This is a genomic window from Kribbella sp. NPDC055071, assembly GCF_053608045.1.
The window spans coordinates 284499-302075 of sequence record NZ_JBSGUS010000004.1 but is presented as its reverse complement, the minus strand read 5'-3'; the positions used below and the strand labels follow the sequence as shown (position 1 = coordinate 302075).

At 67.6% G+C, this 17577-nt stretch carries 12 protein-coding genes and 1 pseudogene; 10 read left to right on the top strand and 3 right to left on the bottom strand.

The features are described from left to right. Positions 1–510: 510 nt before the first annotated feature. Complete coding sequence (locus ACWF4Z_RS09920; RefSeq protein ID WP_452242592.1) at positions 511–1605, bottom strand: winged helix DNA-binding domain-containing protein; 1095 nt, start codon at positions 1603–1605, stop codon at positions 511–513. A 241-nt stretch (positions 1606–1846) separates the two neighbouring features. Here ACWF4Z_RS09920 and ACWF4Z_RS09915 point away from each other — a divergent pair, with 241 nt between their 5' ends. The 6 genes from ACWF4Z_RS09915 (at position 1847) to ACWF4Z_RS09890 (ending at position 10393) form a co-directional block, all read left to right on the top strand. After that, entirely contained in the window at positions 1847–3313 is a 1467-nt protein-coding gene (locus ACWF4Z_RS09915; RefSeq protein WP_452242591.1) for a M4 family metallopeptidase, read from the top strand. A 40-nt stretch (positions 3314–3353) separates the two neighbouring features. Then, positions 3354–4289: an oxidoreductase gene (locus ACWF4Z_RS09910; protein WP_452242590.1), complete on the top strand. Its 936-nt coding sequence runs from the start codon at positions 3354–3356 to the stop codon at positions 4287–4289. A gap of 58 nt (positions 4290–4347) precedes the next feature. After that, entirely contained in the window at positions 4348–5955 is a 1608-nt protein-coding gene (locus ACWF4Z_RS09905) for an alpha/beta fold hydrolase (RefSeq protein ID WP_452242589.1), read from the top strand. After that, on the top strand, positions 5952–6965 hold the full coding sequence (locus ACWF4Z_RS09900; RefSeq protein WP_452242588.1) for a lactonase family protein: 1014 nt from the start codon (positions 5952–5954) through the stop codon (positions 6963–6965). Before ACWF4Z_RS09905 ends, ACWF4Z_RS09900 begins: the two co-directional genes overlap by 4 nt. Before the next feature lie 79 nt (positions 6966–7044). After that, entirely contained in the window at positions 7045–9504 is a 2460-nt protein-coding gene (locus ACWF4Z_RS09895) for a LamG-like jellyroll fold domain-containing protein (protein ID WP_452242587.1), read from the top strand. A gap of 70 nt (positions 9505–9574) precedes the next feature. Beyond that, positions 9575–10393, top strand: coding sequence for an aldo/keto reductase (locus tag ACWF4Z_RS09890; protein ID WP_452242586.1), 819 nt, complete (start codon positions 9575–9577; stop codon positions 10391–10393). Positions 10394–10402: 9 nt separating this feature from the next. On the opposite strand, the gene ACWF4Z_RS09885 is transcribed toward ACWF4Z_RS09890, so the two are convergent. Continuing rightward, complete coding sequence (locus ACWF4Z_RS09885) at positions 10403–11251, bottom strand: hypothetical protein (protein ID WP_452242585.1); 849 nt, start codon at positions 11249–11251, stop codon at positions 10403–10405. Between the two features lie 259 nt (positions 11252–11510). On the opposite strand from ACWF4Z_RS09885, the pseudogene ACWF4Z_RS09880 reads away from it, so the two are divergent. The 4 genes and pseudogenes from ACWF4Z_RS09880 to ACWF4Z_RS09865 form a co-directional block, all read left to right on the top strand. Beyond that, positions 11511–12509 (top strand): annotated as a pseudogene (locus ACWF4Z_RS09880) (AAA family ATPase); the annotation flags it as partial. 29 nt (positions 12510–12538) lie between these two features. Then, complete coding sequence (locus ACWF4Z_RS09875) at positions 12539–13501, top strand: DUF58 domain-containing protein (RefSeq protein WP_452242584.1); 963 nt, start codon at positions 12539–12541, stop codon at positions 13499–13501. Next, complete coding sequence (locus ACWF4Z_RS09870) at positions 13501–14454, top strand: VWA domain-containing protein (protein ID WP_452242583.1); 954 nt, start codon at positions 13501–13503, stop codon at positions 14452–14454. Before ACWF4Z_RS09875 ends, ACWF4Z_RS09870 begins: the two co-directional genes overlap by 1 nt. 67 nt (positions 14455–14521) lie before the next feature. Further along, a complete protein-coding gene (locus ACWF4Z_RS09865) occupies positions 14522–15337 on the top strand; it encodes an NPP1 family protein (RefSeq protein ID WP_452242582.1) in 816 nt (271 codons plus the stop codon). A gap of 27 nt (positions 15338–15364) precedes the next feature. On the opposite strand, the gene ACWF4Z_RS09860 is transcribed toward ACWF4Z_RS09865, so the two are convergent. Then, entirely contained in the window at positions 15365–17545 is a 2181-nt protein-coding gene (locus tag ACWF4Z_RS09860; RefSeq protein ID WP_452242581.1) for a glycoside hydrolase family 9 protein, read from the bottom strand. Between the last annotated feature and the right edge of the window lie 32 nt (positions 17546–17577).

Genomic DNA, 17577 nt, shown 5'->3' with positions numbered 1-17577 from the left:
CGGTGAGGAGGCCATCCGTTGAGAGGACAAGCAAACCGCGGCGCCACGGAGTCCGATCAACGATGTGCGGCGGTCTCGTCGGCATCGACGGTGTTGGTGCACCTTCGCCGACTTCCTGACCATACCGGACGTTGAACTCGCGAGTGCGCGTCGTTGGTGTGATCGAAGGGCGCACGTGGAGGGTCGGTGCGCCTGGAGGAACAAGCAGACCGCGCCGCACGGAGCTCGATCCGTTGATGCGCCGCGGTCTGATCGACTTCAACGGTGTTGGTGCACCTCCGCCGACTTCCCGACTGTAGAGGAAGTCGAGCTCGCGCAGCACACATCGCCAGTGCGATTGAACGGTGCGCGTGTGGGTGCCGGCGGCCGTGGAGATAGAGAGCCGCGGCGCACGGAGTCGGATCCAAGGATGCGCCGCGGTCTCATCGGCATCAATGGTGTTAGCGCACCTCCGCCGACATTTGGACAATAGCCGATGGGGCGGGCACTTCTGTGGCTTGGTGTGGAATGTCAGGGGTTTACGGGTCTGACTGTGTGGGTCAGGCCTGGGCTTGTGAAGGTGCAGAGGGTGTGGGCTTCGGCTTCTATTGCGTGCCAGGTGGCGGAGGGGAGGGGGGTGAAGGGGGCTATTTCGATGGTGGTTTGGGTTTTGGTGGTGGTTTGTTTCCAGAGGGCTTTGGGGTGGCCGTTGTGGAGGATGGCGCCTTGGGGTTGGGGTTGTTGGAAGGGGGGAGTGTTGGGGGTGGGTTGCCAGCGGGAGCGGTCTGCGTGGGATAGGAGGAGGTTGTCGTATTCGGGGAGGAAGCGGGTGGGGACCTCGAGGGATTCGTCGGGGAGGGTTAGGTGGGGGAGGTCGTAGAGGGGGCGGTTGGTGAGGGCGTCGGTGTAGGGGTGTAGGTCCAGGCGGTCGAAGACTTCGGACAGGTGGGTCAGGCCGGACCAGGACTGGGCGTCGGCTACTGAGGCGGGGCCGTAGGCGGCCAGGTAGCGGAGGACCAGGGCGTCGACGTCGGGGGTGGGGTCGACGGGGGTGTTCAGCCAGAGGTCGGCGGTGGACATGGCGGGGTTGCCGCCTTTGCCCCAGATGCCTCTGGGTGGGGTTTGGATCGTGGGGAGCAGGCAGCGTACGGCGTGGGCCAGCGCGGCGGGTTCGCGATCGGGCCAGAGGGGGGCCAGGTGTTCTCGAAGTTGTACGGCGGTCGCCGGGCCCTCCGTCATGCGATCGATGCCGGCCTGGAGGACTGCGGGCATGTCCAGGCCCTCGAGGCGGTGGCGTCCGTACGTCATGTTCTGGAAGACCTCGCGTTCGAGCCGCGGCTGGATCAGTGGGCGGAAGGCGAGGAAGTCGCGACTCGACATCAGATGGATCGTTGCCCGCATCATCGACCCGCGGACAGCCGTCCGGTCCTCCAGCAGGGACGCCAGGTCCGACGGCTCGAACCTATTCAACCGGGTCCAGAGACCGACGTACGGCGCGAGTGGGGACTGGGCCTGCATGCCGACGAGATGTTCGATCGCCTCGAGTGCGGTCGCGTCCTGGCGCTCGAGGAGCCATTGGCGGTGGAGCGTGGCGCGGTTCAGTGCCTGCGGACTGAGCTTCGTCATGGCGGGATCCTCTCCTGTGCGTCGGGTTCGACGCTAGGAGAAGAAGCGGTCAGTTCCTGTCCTCCATCTGGCCGTACGACGAGCGACCACGCTGTCCTGTCGCCGTACCGAGGCGAGGGAGGTTTTCCCTTGCGGGGGTGGAACGGCGGGGAGTTTTCCTTCCCAGCGGGTGCCTGGGCGAACTAGGGTCCAACGGATCGTAGTGGTTGCGTTACGCAACTCGACCCGTGGGAGGGAACGTATGACGAAACGCCGCAAGGCGGTCGTGGCCGTCACCGCCGGACTGGCCACCATCTCGCTCGGCCTGTGCTTCACCAGCGCCGCGGGGGCAGCGCCACAGGCGGCAGCAGCCAACCCGAGTGGGCTGAAGTTGATCAAGACCAAGACCTCTCTGCTCGGCAAGCACTATTGGTACCAGCAGACGTTCAAGGGTCTACCGGTGATCGACGGGTACTACGCGAAGCACGTGTCGACGAACGGCGCGGTCGAGATCGCCGACGGACGAGAGTCCGTACCGGCCACCCTGGACGTGAGTGCCAAGGTGCAGTCGGCCGCCGCGACCCAGAACGCGAATGCTGCGGTCACGGCCAAGGCCCAGCAGGCCCGGGTCGCCGCACCGAACAAGAGCCTCGTCGCGCCGCCGACCGCGACCCAAGGCGCGGCCCAGCTCGCGGTGATGGGCGGACCGAACGCTCGCCTGGTCTGGAACGTGACGAGCCGGTCCACCGAGGGCGTGAGCCGGTCGCTGGTCGACGCGAAGAGCGGCAGCGTCGTCGAGTCGAAGGTGATCAGCGACAACATCGACGGGCGTGGTTCGGTGTTCGACCCGAACCCGGTGGTCAGCACGAAGAACGAAAAGCTGACCGATATGAACGACAAGAACCAGGACGCGCTGTTCCTGGCGCAGAAGAACGTGATCCTGCGCAACCTGGACGGCTCCGGGAAGCTCAACGGCACCTACGTCAACATCACGGAGGCCAAGGGCGGGGTTGCCCAGAACAAGAACAACTCGTTCGTCTACCAGCGCGCGAACGACAAGTTCGAGCAGGTGGAGACGTACTACCAGGTCAACCAGACCCAGGAGTACATCCACAAGCTCGGGTTCACCGACGTGAACAGCGAGTCGCAGGACTTCTCGATCAACACCTTCTCCGGCGACAACTCGTTCTACGACCCGTCGACCGACATGATCACCATGGGCGAGGGTGGCGTGGACGACGCCGAGGACGCCGAGGTGATCTGGCACGAGTACGGTCACGCGATCCAGGACGACGTGGTTCCGGGCTTCGGCGAGTCCGAGCAGGCCGGCGCGATCGGTGAGGGCTTCGGCGACTACTGGGCCGTGACGAACTCGGTCCCGGTCAGCAAGGGCTTCAACCTGCCGTGCGTGATGGACTGGGACGCGACCTCGTACACGAGCGACGAGCCGCACTGCCTGCGTCGTACCGACACCGGGAAGACCACCGACGACGTCGACGGTGAGGTGCACGACGACGGAGAGATCTGGTCGAACGCACTCTGGGACATCCAGAAGGGGCTCGGCCGGACCAAGGCGGACAAGCTGATCCTCGAGGCGACGTTCTTCTACGACCCGGACACCTCGTTCGCCGGTGCGGCCCAGGACACCGTCCAGGCGGCCCGGCTGCTGTACGGCAAGGCCGCGGCCCAGACCGTGACCGACGCCTTCAAGGCCCGCAAGATCCTCTAGCCCGATCACCAGGTTGTGCGCCCACGACTACTGTGGGCGCATGACCTGGCGTACGGCGGATATTCCTGAGCTGACCGGAGTGCGGGCGCTCGTGACGGGTGCGACCAGCGGACTGGGGTACGAGACCGCGCTCGAGTTGCTGAGACATGGCGCGGAGGTGCTCGTCGCCGGGCGCAATCCGCAGAAGGCGGCGCAATCGGCCCAGAGGCTGGCCGAATCCTCCGGGCGTGAGCCGACGGTGGTGGATCTGGACCTGGCCGATCTGGCCAGCGTCGAGTTGGCCGCCGACAAGCTCATCAAGAGCTATGACCAGCTCGATCTGCTGATCAACAACGCCGGCGTGATGGCGACGCCGTACCGGCAGACGGTGGACGGGTTCGAGCTGCAGCTCGGCACGAATCATCTCGGCCATTTCGCGTTGACCGGACGGCTCCTGCCGTTGTTGCTCAGGGCACCTTCCAGTCGCGTGGTCACGGTCAGTTCCTTTATGCACAAGGCGGTTCAGAGCGTCACTGCCCAAGATTTCCGGCAGCCCGCGCCGGGCTATGCCAAATGGGTTGCCTATGAGAAATCCAAGCTCGCCAACCTCCTCTTCATGCTCGAGCTCGATCGCCGCATCCGCGCCGCCGGCACCGATCTCCTCAGCGTCGGCGCGCACCCCGGCTATGCCGCCACCAATCTGCAGGCGGCCGGACCCGAGCTGGCCGGGCGATCTCTGCAAGCGAAGGTGTGGGACGCGGCCAGTCGGCTCGTCGGTCAGTCCGCCGCGGCCGGTGCCTGGCCGAGCCTGTACGCCGCGACCCAGCCCGATCTCGCGCCCGGCTCGTTCGTCGGTCCCAGCTTCTTCGAATACCGCGGTACGCCGAAGCTCGTGCACCCCGGCCGCGCGGCGCAGGACCCGGAGCTGGCCAAGCGACTCTGGGAGTCGTCCGTCGAGGCGACCGGAGTGGATCCCGCACTCACCGTGCTGAAGTAGTGACACAGCGGCAGCTTTGTGGTTACCATCCGGTAATTTCCCAGCCGGAGGTCGTCCCGTGCGCAGAATCGCAGCCGCCCTAGCTGTCGCCGTAACTGTTGCCCTGACCGCAGCACTCACGCTGGTCACCGTTGGCCCGAGTGCCGCAGCAGACCAGCTCGCCCCGGGCTTCAGTACGTCGTACGAGCGCATCCCCGGCGCCGACGGGGTCGCGCTAGGCGCCGTCGTGCTCACGCCGACCGGGCAAGGTGACGGCCCGTTCCCGCTCGTGGTGATGCCGTCGAGCTGGGGAGTGCCGAACGTCGAGTACGTCGGTCAGGGTGCGAAGCTGGCCGACTCCGGATTCCAGGTCATCTCCTACTCCAGCCGCGGTTTCTGGGATTCCGACGGCGGCATCGACATCGCCGGCCCACCGACCGTCGCCGACGTCAGCAAGGTGATCGATTGGGCCGCCCTGCACACGCCGGCCGACACGAGCCGGGTCGCCGCGGTCGGGATTTCGTACGGCGCCGGCACCTCGCTGCTCGCGAGCGCGCAGGACCCGCGGATCAAGGCGGTCGGCGCGCTCAGCGGATGGGCCGATCTGATCAGGTCGCTCGATCCGAACGAGACCGTCGCCCTGCAGACCGTTGCCGGTCTGCTTGCCCTCGGCAACATCACGGGCCGGCCGGGGCCGGAGATGGTGTCGCTGCAGACGAAGTTCGCGACCGGTGACTTCGACGGCGCGATCGCGGCGGCGAAGGTGCTCTCACCGCAGCGGTCGGTGGCGACCATGGTCGGTCAGCTCAATGCGAACAAGCCTGCCGTATTCCTCGCGAACGCCTTCGAGGACTCGATCTTCCCGCCGACCCAATACACAGACTTCTTTACCCAATTGACCGGGCCGAAGCGGCTGCTGTTCGCTCATGGCGACCACGCCACGCCCGAGGCGACCGGCGCGGTGGGGCTGCCCAACGAGACGTGGACCGAGCTCGTGGATTGGCTGCGGCACTACCTCACTGGCGCGGACAACGGCGCCGACACGGAAGCCCCGGTCCAACTGAAGTCACAACGCGGCGTCTGGCGTGGCTACCCGAGCTGGGCTGCGGTCGGCCAGCCGCAGACGTCGTACCTGACCAAGCCGACCGGGCTGACCCGGACCGGCGGTCTTCAGGTGCAACCCCAGACCGGTTGGACCAATGCGATCGGCGCAGGCGTTCCGACGGTCGCGGACAGCGGCGTGGCGCTCGTCTCCGGCGCGCTGCAAGGGCTCCTGTCGATCCCGACCGGGGTGGTGACGCCGTTGGTGGATCGGTCGTTTGCAGGGGTCTGGTCCGGTCCGGTCTACCCCAGCGGCGCGGTCGTCAACGGTGCGCCGAAGCTGCACCTGACCGTGAAGCCGTCAGGTCCGCGCACCTCGCTGTTCGCCTACCTGTACGACGTCGACGCGCTCGGTGTCGGCTCACTCATCTCGCACAAGCCGTTCACCATCAGCGGTACAGGCACCAAGGCGATCGACCTGGGGCTCGAGGCAACCAGCTGGGAGGTCCCAGCGGGACACCATCTCGTCCTCGCCATCGACACCGTCGATCCGCGGTATCTCGGCCGCAGCGCGATCGGAACGACGGTCACCTTCAGCTCGCCCGCCGGAGACCCGTCCTGGCTCAGCATCCCGGTAGCTGCATGATCCTCAGCCGCCGAGGCTTCCTCGGCCTCACCGCCGCCGCGCTGATCAGACCACGAACGGAGCTCAACACCCTCTACCTAGGCACGTACGGCGACGGCATCGGCATCGCCTCGTACGACGCCACCGGCAAGATCACCGCCACCGGCAAGCTGACGGGCGTGCCGGATCCGTCCTTCCTGATCAGATCCGGCACCTTCCTCTATGCCGTCAACGAGCAGGACACCGGAGCCGTCACCGCGATAGATGCCTCGAGCAACCTCAGGATCCTGAATCGTCAACCCAATAAGGGATCCGGACCCTGCCATCTCGCCAAGGTCGGAAACTACTTGCTCAGCGCAAACTACGGCTCCGGCGACATCGCAGTCCACCCGATCGCCGCCGACGGGAGCCTCGGGCAACAAACCGACCTGGTGAAGCATGAGGGTGCCCAGCCGCACGCCCATCAGATCGTGCAGGTCGGCGACTACGTCCTCGGTGTCGACCTCGGCACCGACTCGATCTACACCTACACCCTCGCCAACGGGAAACTCACCCTCCAGCACCAAGCGAAGCTGAAAGCCGGCGCCGGCCCACGCCATCTCGCCTTCCATCCCTCCGGCCACTACGCGTACGTCGCCGACGAGCTCGACAGCACGATCACGATCTGCAGCTACGACAACGGCGTGATCACCCCGCTGACAACCCTCCCGACCGCCCCACCCGGCGGCCCGCAGAACTTCCCCGGCGAGGTGATCGTCTCCGCCGACGGCAACTTCGTGTACCTGACCAACCGCGGTCACAACAGCGTCGCGATCTTCAAGACCGCAGGCTCGGGTCTCGAGCCGATCGGAACGCCGAGCTGCGGCGGCGACTGGCCACGCCATTGCGCCCTCGACCCGACCGGCACCCTGATGTTCGTCGCCAACCAGAAGTCGAACAACGTCACCACCTTCGCGGTCGACCACACGACCGGCGGTCTGACGCAGACGAGCAGCTTCAGTACGCCGACGCCGGTCTGCGTGAATGTTTGATCGTGCGCGAGCTCTTGCACTTTTGTGGTGAGAGCGTTGTCATGAGAACTCCTTTCCCCGCCCCGGAAGGAGAGCTCGCATGCTCAAGCCGCTCGCGGCCGCCTTCGTCCTCCTGTCGGCGATCCTCGTGCCGACAGCCCACGCAACTCCTGACTGGCACGTCGGCACCCCGCCGCTCACCACTCCGTGGACCGACGACGTCTCGCCCACCAACGCCCTGCCGGAGTACCCGCGTCCCCAACTCACCCGCCCCGACTGGCGCAACCTCAACGGCCTGTGGGAGTGGGCACCCGCCGCAGTCGGCGAGCAGCCGCCGTTCGGCCGGACGCTCGGCGAGAAGGTGCTCGTCCCGTACCCGATCGAGTCCGCTCTGTCCGGTCTGCAAAAGCACGAGGACCGCATGTGGTACCGCCGTACCTTCACCGTCCCCGACAACTGGAAGGGCAAGCGCCTCGTCCTCCACTTCGGCGCGGTCGACTACGACGCCAAGGTCTGGGTCAACGGCCGCCAGGTCGCGACCCATCGCGGCGGGTACGACGGATTCGACGCCGACGTCACGAATGTCCTGCACCAGAAGGGCCCGCAGGAGCTGATCGTCTGGGCCGAGGACCTCACCGACGAGACCTACCAACCGATCGGCAAGCAGCGCGAGGTCGCCGATCACGGCATCTTCTACCAGGGCAGTTCCGGCATCTGGCGGACCGTCTGGATGGAGCCGGTCAACACGGCCTCGATCAACCGCCTCCAACTCACCCCCGACCTCCCGGCCAAGAGCTTCAAGGTCACCGCCGACACCGACGGACCCACGGGCCTCGACGTCGAAGTCACGGCGTACGACGGACGCCGCGTGGCCGGCCAGGTCCGCGGCAAGGCGGACACCCAACTCAGCCTGCCGATCCCGAATCCGAAGACCTGGTCCCCGGACAACCCCTTCCTCTACGACCTCAAGGTCCGGCTGATCGACCGTGGCAAGACCGTCGACCAGGTCGGTTCGTACGCCGGGATGCGATCGGTCGGCCTGATGAAGGGCGCCGACGGCAAACTCCGGATGGCGCTGAACGGGAAGATCCTGTTCAACCTCTCTACCCTCGACCAGGGTTTCTGGCCGGACGGCCTCAACACCGCACCGACCGACGCGGCGCTCAGGTTCGATCTCGAGCAGCACAAGCACCTGGGTTTCAATACCGTCCGCAAGCACATCAAGGTCGAGCCGGATCGCTGGTACTACTGGGCCGACAAGCTCGGGCTGATGGTCTGGCAGGACATGCCCGCGTCGAAGACCGACGCGATGCCCGAGCCGTGGCGGACCCAGTTCAAGGCGGAGCTGCACGAGATGGTCGAGGAGCACAAGAGCTTCACCTCGATCACCGTCTGGGTTCCGTTCAACGAAGGCTGGGGTGAGTGGGACCAGGCCGAGACCGGCCGGATCGCCGACTCGGTCAAGGCCCAGGATCCGTCCCGTTTGGTCAACGCACACAGCGGTGTGAACTGCTGCAACTCCAAGGGCGACTCGGGTCGCGGTGACCTGATCGACAACCATGCGTACCTCGGCCCGGCGACGACAGCACCGGTCGGCGACCGCGCCGCGGTGGACGGTGAACACGGCGGCTTCGGCCTGAAGACACCCGACCACATGTGGTTCGGCGACGGGTTCGCGTACGAGATGACGCCCGACTCGGCCACCCTCACCCGCCGGTACGTCGAGAACCAGCGCGACGTCCTCAAATCCGCCAACCAGTGCGGGATCAGCGGCTCGGTCTACACCCAGATCACCGACGTCGAGGGGGAGCTGAACGGCTTCTTCACCTACGACCGCAGGGTCCCGAAGATGGACTTCGCCCAGGTCCGGACCATCAATCAGCAGATCATCGCCGGCGCGGACGGCACCGGGACCGCTGGTGGACAGAGCCCTGGCCCGGGCACACCAGGTGCCGACGGCATCCATTTCTATCCGCTCGACGGGACGACAGAAGATGCCGTAGGCAACAACGACGCGACGTTGGTGGGCGGGGCAACCTTTGCCGAAGGCAAGAACGGCCAAGGCGTTGCCCTGAACGGATCTGGGCAATATGTCGACACCGGAGCACAACTGCTCGACACCAGCGGCAACTACTCCGCCAGTGCGTGGGTGAAGCTGAACAAGGCGGACGGTTCGTTCCAGACCGTGGTGAGCCAGGACGGCGATCGCGACAGCGCGTTCTTCCTGCAGTACTCGGGTCAGGACCAGCGGTTCGCGATGAGCTTCCCGGGTCTGCGCGCGCTGTCGCCGACGAAGCCGAACGCGAACCAGTGGTACCACCTCACCGGTGTCCGCGACGCGGTCAAGGGTGAGCTCAGGCTCTATGTGGACGGGCAGCGCGTCGCCACCAAGAGCGCCTGCAGCCTGGACTCGACGTCGACCGGCAACACCGTGGTCGGGCGGGCGAAGTTCGGCGGCAACCAGGTGGATTTCCTCGACGGCACGGCCGACCAGGTCCACGTCTACGACCGCGCCCTCACCGATGCGGAGGTGCTCGCCCTCTACAGCTCCGGCAGGTGAGACCCGCCTAGGGATGCGAACTTGTCGCAGGTCACGGATCCTGGTAGGTACAGCCGACCAGGGAGGTGTGATGGCCGCTCCCAGGCATGCGCTCGCGCCTCATTCGGTCAATGGCTTCCGGCCACCCCGGTTCGGGCTCGGTGGTTCGCATCTCGGCGAACCACCCGGCCCGGACGGCGACGCGACCGCGGTCGCCACCGTGGACGCGGCCTACCAGGCGGGGATCCGATTCTTCGACACGGCACCGTCGTACGGCGACTCCGAACGGCGACTGGGTACGGCGTTGCAGCGGCGCCCCCGAACCGAGTTCCTGGTGTCCACCCGGGTCGGCCAAGGAGACATCCGGCAGTCCCTTCGGACCAGCAGCGAGCGGCTCGGACTAGCCGTCGACCTGGTCCTGGCCGAGGACGAATCGGCGTACCCGGCACTGGATGAGCTCCGGCGCGGCGACGTGATCAAGGCGATCGGCGCCACCTCGACCGAGTGGCAGCAGCTCGATCGCATGGTCCGCGACCTCGAGCTGGACTGCGTACTGCTGGCCGGGCAGTACTCATTGCTCGACCAGTCCGCGGCGCCGCTTCTGGATCGTTGCCTCGCGCACGGAGTGGCCGTGATCGTGTCGGGTGTGCTGACGCCACAAGTCCTGCAGGCGGAGAAGTCGAGCGACCCGTCAGCGATCAAGGCGCGCCGCATCTCCGCGGTCTGCGAGCGGTACGGCGTCTCCCTGCCCCAGGCCGCGCTCGCCTTTCCCAGTAGGCATTCCGCGGTCACGTCGGTGCTGATCGCGGCGTCGACCCCGGCCGAGATCCGAGCCGACGCGGCGCTGGTCCGCCAGCCGGTGCCAGTCGAGCTGTGGCGGGATCCCGAGCTGTCGCGTTTGCTGTCGTGAAACCAGCAGCTAGTACTTGTCGGCCGGGTCGGTCGGCGTACCACCGGAGAGCGTGGTGGTCGGGATCCCGGTGGGCGGGAGCGGCGACGACGGGGTGACGGTCGGGTTCGGCGTCCCCGAGGTGCCGGGCGGCGGGGTGGTGGGCGTGATCGTCACCGTGACGGTGTTGGTCGGAGTCGGGATCACCGGCTCCGGCTCCAGCGGCGCGGCATGCCGGAACAGCAGCCAGGCCAGGAACACTGCCAGCACCATGATGAGCGCCATCGTCGCCAAGGCCAGCACGAGCGCCCAGCGCGACGCGGGGCGAAGCGCAGTCGGCCACGGCAGCGGCCAGATCCGGAACAGGCCAGGGCGGCGCCGGCTCTCCCAGTAGTGCCGGAAGTCAGGCCCGCGCAGCCGGCCGACCTGCGGAACCCGGTCCATCAGGACGGCGGACAGCACTTCCTCGCCCCGCCGTTCCGCGATCAACCGCTCGTCCGCGGCACTCGACGACCCGTCGTCCGCGCGGATCGGCCCCACGGCGACCCACAGGGCCAGATCGTCGTCATCGGCGTCGTTGTGCGCCAGTACGGCGTCGTCCGGGAGTTCGTCGACCGCGTTCACGAACCGCTCACGGGCGGCCGCGTCGTCGGCCGAGCCCTCGGTCATCATCGCGACGACCGCATTGCGCCCGGTCTCGTCGGCGGCCGTGTACAGGTATCCGGCCGCGTTCGCGCCGAGCCGGCCCCGGAGCCAGAAGTCGCCGACCCGCGGCGGATCCTCCGGCTGCAGCGGCAGCGCCTGCGGAATCACCGGCACGGGCGCGTCGTCCGGCGCTTCGGCCGGGCGCTCGTCGGTGTGTGATTCCGTCGCAGTCATCACCCCAATCCCACCACATCCCTGGTAGCACTGTCGCCACACCCACCCAACCCGTGCCCCGGTGCTCCCGGTGGGAGATGCGGGGATTTGCCTCAGGCGGGACGATGGGGGACGGGCCTGGCGGGCCGTGCGCCGGAGGGACCCGGGGATCTGATGGAATGGCGGCTGTTGTGACGCACCGCGGAGTTGACAAGGTCCGAGCTCGGACCCCGGAAGGACAGGCATGACCGAAACCACTGTGCCGGCTGGATCGGTGGCCCAGCAGTCCCGTCTGATCGGCGAAGCCGTCAGCGAGGTCAAGCGGGTGATCGTCGGCCAGGAGCACATGGTCGAGACCTTGATGGTCTCGCTGCTCGCCAAAGGTCACTGCCTGCTCGAGGGTGTCCCCGGCGTCGCGAAGACGCTGGCGGTCCGCACGTTCGCGTCGGTCGTCGGCGGCAGCTTCGCCCGGATCCAGTTCACCCCCGACCTGGTCCCCTCCGACATCGTCGGCACCCGGATCTACCGGCAGACCCGGGAGACGTTCGACATCGAGCTCGGTCCGACGTTCGTGAACTTCGTCCTGGCCGACGAGGTGAACCGGGCCCCGGCCAAGGTGCAGTCGGCGATGCTCGAGCTGATGGCCGAGCGGCAGGTGTCGATCGGCGGCCAGACCTTCCCGATGCCGAAGCCGTTCATCGTGATCGCCACCCAGAACCCGATCGAGTCCGAGGGCGTCTACCCGCTGCCCGAGGCGCAGCGCGACCGGTTCCTGGTCAAGATCGACGTGCCGCACCCGCGCGGGCACGAGGAGTTCGAGATCCTGCGCCGGATGAGCGTCGACCCGCCCGAGGCGCGGCAGGTGCTGCAGCCGGAGACGATCATGGAGCTGCAGCGGTCGGCCGAGCAGGTCTTCGTCCACAATCTGGTCGCGGAGTACGCCGTACGCCTGGTGATGGCGACGCGGACACCGTCCGACTTCCACCTGCCGGACCTCGAGCCGATCATCGAGCTCGGCGTCAGCCCGCGCGCGACCCTCGGCCTGATCGCCGCCGGCCGCGCGCTCGCGCTGCTGCACGGCCGCGACTACCTGCTGCCGAGCGACGTGCAGACGGTCGCGCTCGACGTGATGGGACACCGGCTCGGCCTGACCTTCGACGCAGTGGCCGACAACATCGACCCGCGGGCCGTGATCGAGCGAATCCTGGCCACGGTCCCGCCGCCGCAGCCGGTGTGGCGCGACGGCGCCGACGGCAGCGGCCGCCCGGAGTTCGTGTAGTGGCAGACCGCCGAGACCCACGAGTTGCGATGACGATTTCGCAGCTCGCTCCCGAACGTGCGCTCCGGCGGCTCGAGCTGACCGTCGTACGGCGCCTCGAGGGATACCTGCACGGTGAACACCTCGGGCTGCTGCCCGGGCCCGGCACCGAGCTGGCCGAGGCCCGCGAGTACCAGGTCGGGGACGACGTACGACGGATGGACTGGGCGGTCACCGCCCGTACCACCGTTCCGCACACGCGAGACCTGATCGCGGACCGTGAGCTCGAGACCTGGGCGCTCGTCGACCTGTCCGGATCGATGGACTTCGGTACGTCGACACTCGAGAAGCGCGAGTTGGCAGTGGCAGCCGTGGCCACTGTGGGGTTCCTGACCCACCGGCTGGGGGACCGGTTCGGTGGACTCATGCTGCGTGACTCGGCGCTGCGGCGCTGGCCGGCGCGGTCCGGCCGGCTTGCGCTGTACGGGCTGCTCCGGGCGCTGCTGGCCGAGCAGTACAGCGGTGACCAGGAAGGGCACCGCAGCGACCTGGCGGCCGCGCTGGAGTCGATGGCGCGGACGCAACGCAAGCGCGGCCTGCGCGTGGTCGTGTCCGACTTCCTGACCCCTGAGGACGGCGAGGTCGACAGCCGGCTCGAGCCGTCCTGGGAGCGGGCGATGCGCAAGCTGACCGCCCAGCACCAGGTGCTCGCGGTCGAGGTCGTCGACCCGCGGGAGCTGGAGTTGCCGAACATCGGCGTCGTCACGATCGGTGACCCGGAGACCGGTGCGGTGCGAGAGATCGACACGCGGCGGCGTAAGGTCCGGCAGGCGTTCGAGGTGGCCGCGCTCGCGCAGCGGGAACGAACCAGGACCGCCCTGCGTAGGGTAGGTGCGGGACACCTCGTTCTGCGCACGGACCGGGACTGGGTCGCCGACACCGTGCGGTTCGTGCTCGCCTACCGGCGAGTCGCGCCCCGCCTGCACCAACCGCCGAAGGGAGTGGCTCGCTGATGGAGTTCATCTCTCCGGGCCGGTTGTGGTTCCTGCTGCTCATCCCCTTGGTGCTGGCCGCCTACATCTACCTTCAGCTCAAGCGGTCGCAGTACGCGCTCCGCTTCACCAACATCGCGCTGCTCGACCGGGTCGCTCCGCGGCGGCCGCAGTGGCGGCGGCACCTGGCCGTCGGGTTGGCGCTGCTGGGCGCGATGGCGTGCATCGTGGCGTTCGCGCAGCCGAAGGACGAGGTCAAGGTGCCGCGCGAGCGGGCAACGATCGTGGTCGCGATCGACGTCTCGCTGTCGATGATGGCCACCGACATCGAGCCGAACCGGCTGGAGGCGGCCAAGGACTCGGCCAAGGAGTTCATCAACCAGCTGCCGGCCAAGTTCAACGTTGCCTTGGTCAACTTCGCGGGTACGGCGTCGATCATCGTGCCGCCGACCACCGACCGCGCCACCGTGCTGCGCTCGATCGACGGGCTGGAGCTGGCCGAGTCCACCGCGACCGGTGAGGGCATCTTCACCTCGTTGCAGGCGCTGACCCAGGTCCCGCCGGACCCCGAACACCCGAACGACCCGGCCCCGGCCCGCATCGTGTTGCTGTCGGACGGCAAACGGACGGTCGGCCGGACCGCGCAAGAGGGTGCGCAGGCGGCCAAGGACAAGCACACGCCGGTCTACACGATCTGCTTCGGCACCGACTCGGGCTTCATCGAGATGGACGGCATCCGCCAGCGGGTCCCACCGGACCGCGCCGAGCTGCGCAGCATCGCCGAGATCACCGGCGGCGAGGCGTACACGGCGGAGTCGGCGGGTGAGTTGAAGGACGTGTACAAGGACATCGGCTCCTCGGTCGGCTACGACAAGGTCGACAAGGAAGTCACCTCCCGGTTCGCCGGTATCGCGATGCTCTTCACGCTCGCCGCCGCGGGTGCGTGTATCGCGCTGGCCTCGCGGTTCCCCTAAGAGTTTCCATATTCTTACCTGTGTGAAGTATGTACACGGGTAGCTACTGCGTGCGATCGTCCGCAGTATGCGCGATCTCACCCCGCCCCCAGCGTCCGATCCGCCTCGCTCCCATCGCGTCCGCCGCCTGCTCGGCGTCGCCCTGGGCTCAACCGTCCTGCTGGTCGCCTCCGCCACGTTGGCGTACGCCGATCCGCCGCACAACCTGCCCCAGAACGCCGACGGGTACGAGCAGTCGTTCTCGCCGGCGTACGACTACGACACCGATGGGTGTTACGCCGTACCGGCTATCGGCCCTGATGGAACGCTGAACCCGGGCCTGAATACGACCGGTGCCGTCAACGGCAACTGCCACGACCAGTCCGATCTCGACAACTCCCAGACTTACTCCCGCGACAAGTGCAACAACGGCTGGTGCGCGATCGTCTACGCCAGCTACTTCGAGAAGGACCAGGCCGTGGACGGCAGCGGCCTCGGTGGCCACCGGCACGACTGGGAGCATGTGATCTCCTGGGTGAACCAGGCAACCAACCAGGTCGAGTACGTGACGACCACCCAGCACTCGAGTCAGGTCACCTACGCCCGCTCACAGGTGCTGTTCGACGGCTCGCACCCGAAAGTCGTCTACCACAAGGACGGCGTGGGCACCCACTTCTTCCGGCTTGCCAACGGCAACGACGAGCCGCCGGAGAACCATTACCACAACTGGCGCTACCCGCCGCTGGTCGGCTGGAACGGCTGGCCGAGTACGTCGCTGCGGGACACCTTGACCAACGCCGACTTCGGCTCGGCGACCCTCAAGATCCGCGACCAGGGCGACTCGTTCCAGTACCTGCTGAACGCCTCCAAGCCGGCCGGCATCCCCTTCAACCCCTACGGATAAAGCTGGTGTGACGGCGTACGGCGGGCCTCAGCTGTCCGCGTACGCCGTCATCCATGCCAGCGCCGAGTTCCAGTTGATCGCCACCTCGTTGGTCGAGTACGAGCCGATCTCGTCGAGGTAGCACTTCGCCGGCGCACACCCCTGAAGGTTGCGCTGGGCAACGGGATCCTGGAGCCCGGAGTTCGGGCCGCCCGCCATCGAGCCCGGGTACGGCGAGGGCAGGGCCGGATTCAGCGAGTGGGCCCAGAACCGGTGGTGCTGGTTGTGGCTGGATCTCTCGCCGTACCCGGTGACGTACGACTGACCGACCGCATTGCGACCCAGGATGTAGTCGAGCGACTCCAGCGCCGCCGATCGGTACGCCGGGCGCCCGGTCAGATCGGAGGCGGTCGCGAGGATCATCGCGTTGTTGAGGGTCGCGCTGTTGGATCCCCAGACGTATTGACCGTCCGCCGGTTTGTACGGGTTGGCGTACCCCTGCGACTTGAGGTCGGCGAGGTACGTGTCCGCGACGCCTGCGATCCGCTTCGTCAGCTTCCGCTGGTCGAGGCGCGACAGGCGCCACGGCACCCGAGCCAGCGCGAGGTCGGCCAGTCCGCCCGTCTCCTGCCAGGAGAAGCCGTCCGTGGTGAGCGTCGTGGTGATGAACTTCCGGTACGACGCCTGCCCGGTGGCCGCGAACAACTCCGCGGCCGCCCAGGAGAACTCGTCCGTCACCTTGGTGTCGTCGTACGCGCCGCCGCCTTCACCGCCGGGCGGCGCATAGACGGCCGGGTTCTGCTGAGCGGCCTTCCAGGCCTTCTGGGCGGCCTGGAGACAACGGGCGGCGAAGGGCGGGTCCCACCGGGCGTAGACGCGTGCGCAGCGAGCGCCGACCGCGGCGAGGTTGAGCGTCGCCGCGGTCGACGGGGGATAGAGGTAGCGCTGCTGCGGGTCGTCGGCCGGTGCAAGCCCGAGCCCGGTCCACTTCTCGTCGTGGATCTTGTGATGGACCATCCCGTTCGGCGCCTGCATGCGGAGCAGGAAGTCGAGCTCCCACTTGGCCTCGTCGAGTACGTCGGGCTGCCGGTTGCCCGCTTCGGGGATTCGCAGGGTCCGGTCGCCGACTCCCCGGTCGCCATGGGTTGCGGAACGCTCGTACAGGTCGAGCAGTTGCCAGGCGGCGAGGGCGCCGTTGACGACGTACTTGCCGTGGTCGCCGGCGTCGTACCAGCCGCCGCGAACGTCCAGGCTGTAGTCGCAGGTGCCGGGGAAGCAGGGGATTTCGGTGTCGCCCTTGTTCGGAGCCACGCCGATGTGGCCGGCTGCGCGTGCGTAGGCGTCGCCGACGTACTGCGACTCGATCGGGATGCCACTGCGGTTGTTGTAGAAGTACTCGAGTGCGTCCTGCCGGAGACCGGCGTACACGTGCGGACCGATGTCGAACGGCTCGCTGACGTCGTCGCCGACGGCGAGGCGGAGGCCGGTGTTCGTCCGGCGGTAGGAGCCGAAGTCGATCAGCTGGACGTCATCACCGGATGCCGCGTCCGCGCCGTACGGAGTGGTCTTGCCGGTGGCAACGATGTGGTTGCCGCTGTCAAGGAGTCGCCAGGGTTGGGCGATGGTTGCCGTGGTCACGTAGGTGGCGCGCTTCGGGCCGCTGGCGACGTACCCGAGCTGGTTGACGCGCACCGGCGAGCCGTAGTCGGGTATCCCGCCGGGCGGCACGATCCCGCCGACGACCGCGATGTTGTCCAGGCACAGCGTGTACGGCTCGGTCGCGCCGCCGGCCTGGAACGAGATTTGGCCGTGCGTGTCGGAGACCGGAGACGTACCGGTGAACTCGAAGGTCTGCGGTGTGGTGGTGGCGCTGACGGTCTTGTTCAGGACGGTCGCGTGGGGTGCCGCCGCCTGCTGCAGCACCGCGTGGAACTGGACCGGCCGGCTGGTCGACGCGTCGAACCTCAGCGTGTACGGCTGTCCCTGCTCCAGCGGCAGGTCGTCCTGCCCGATCATCGAGTCCCACGGATTCACCGTGCCGGCCGGGATCTGGGCGCACAGCTTGCCGTCCGTGACGGCAGCCGCTGTGTTGGCGCTGGTCCACCACGGCTCCTTCCCGCCGTCGAAGGTCCCGTTCAGAACCCGTTCGTACGTCGGATCGGCAGCCTGCGCCGGCGTGGTCAGCAAGCCGAGGGGAAGGAGTAGCGCGAGTAGGGCGGAGCGGCGCATTCGATGCCTCCAGCAGGCTGGGAGCGCTTTCA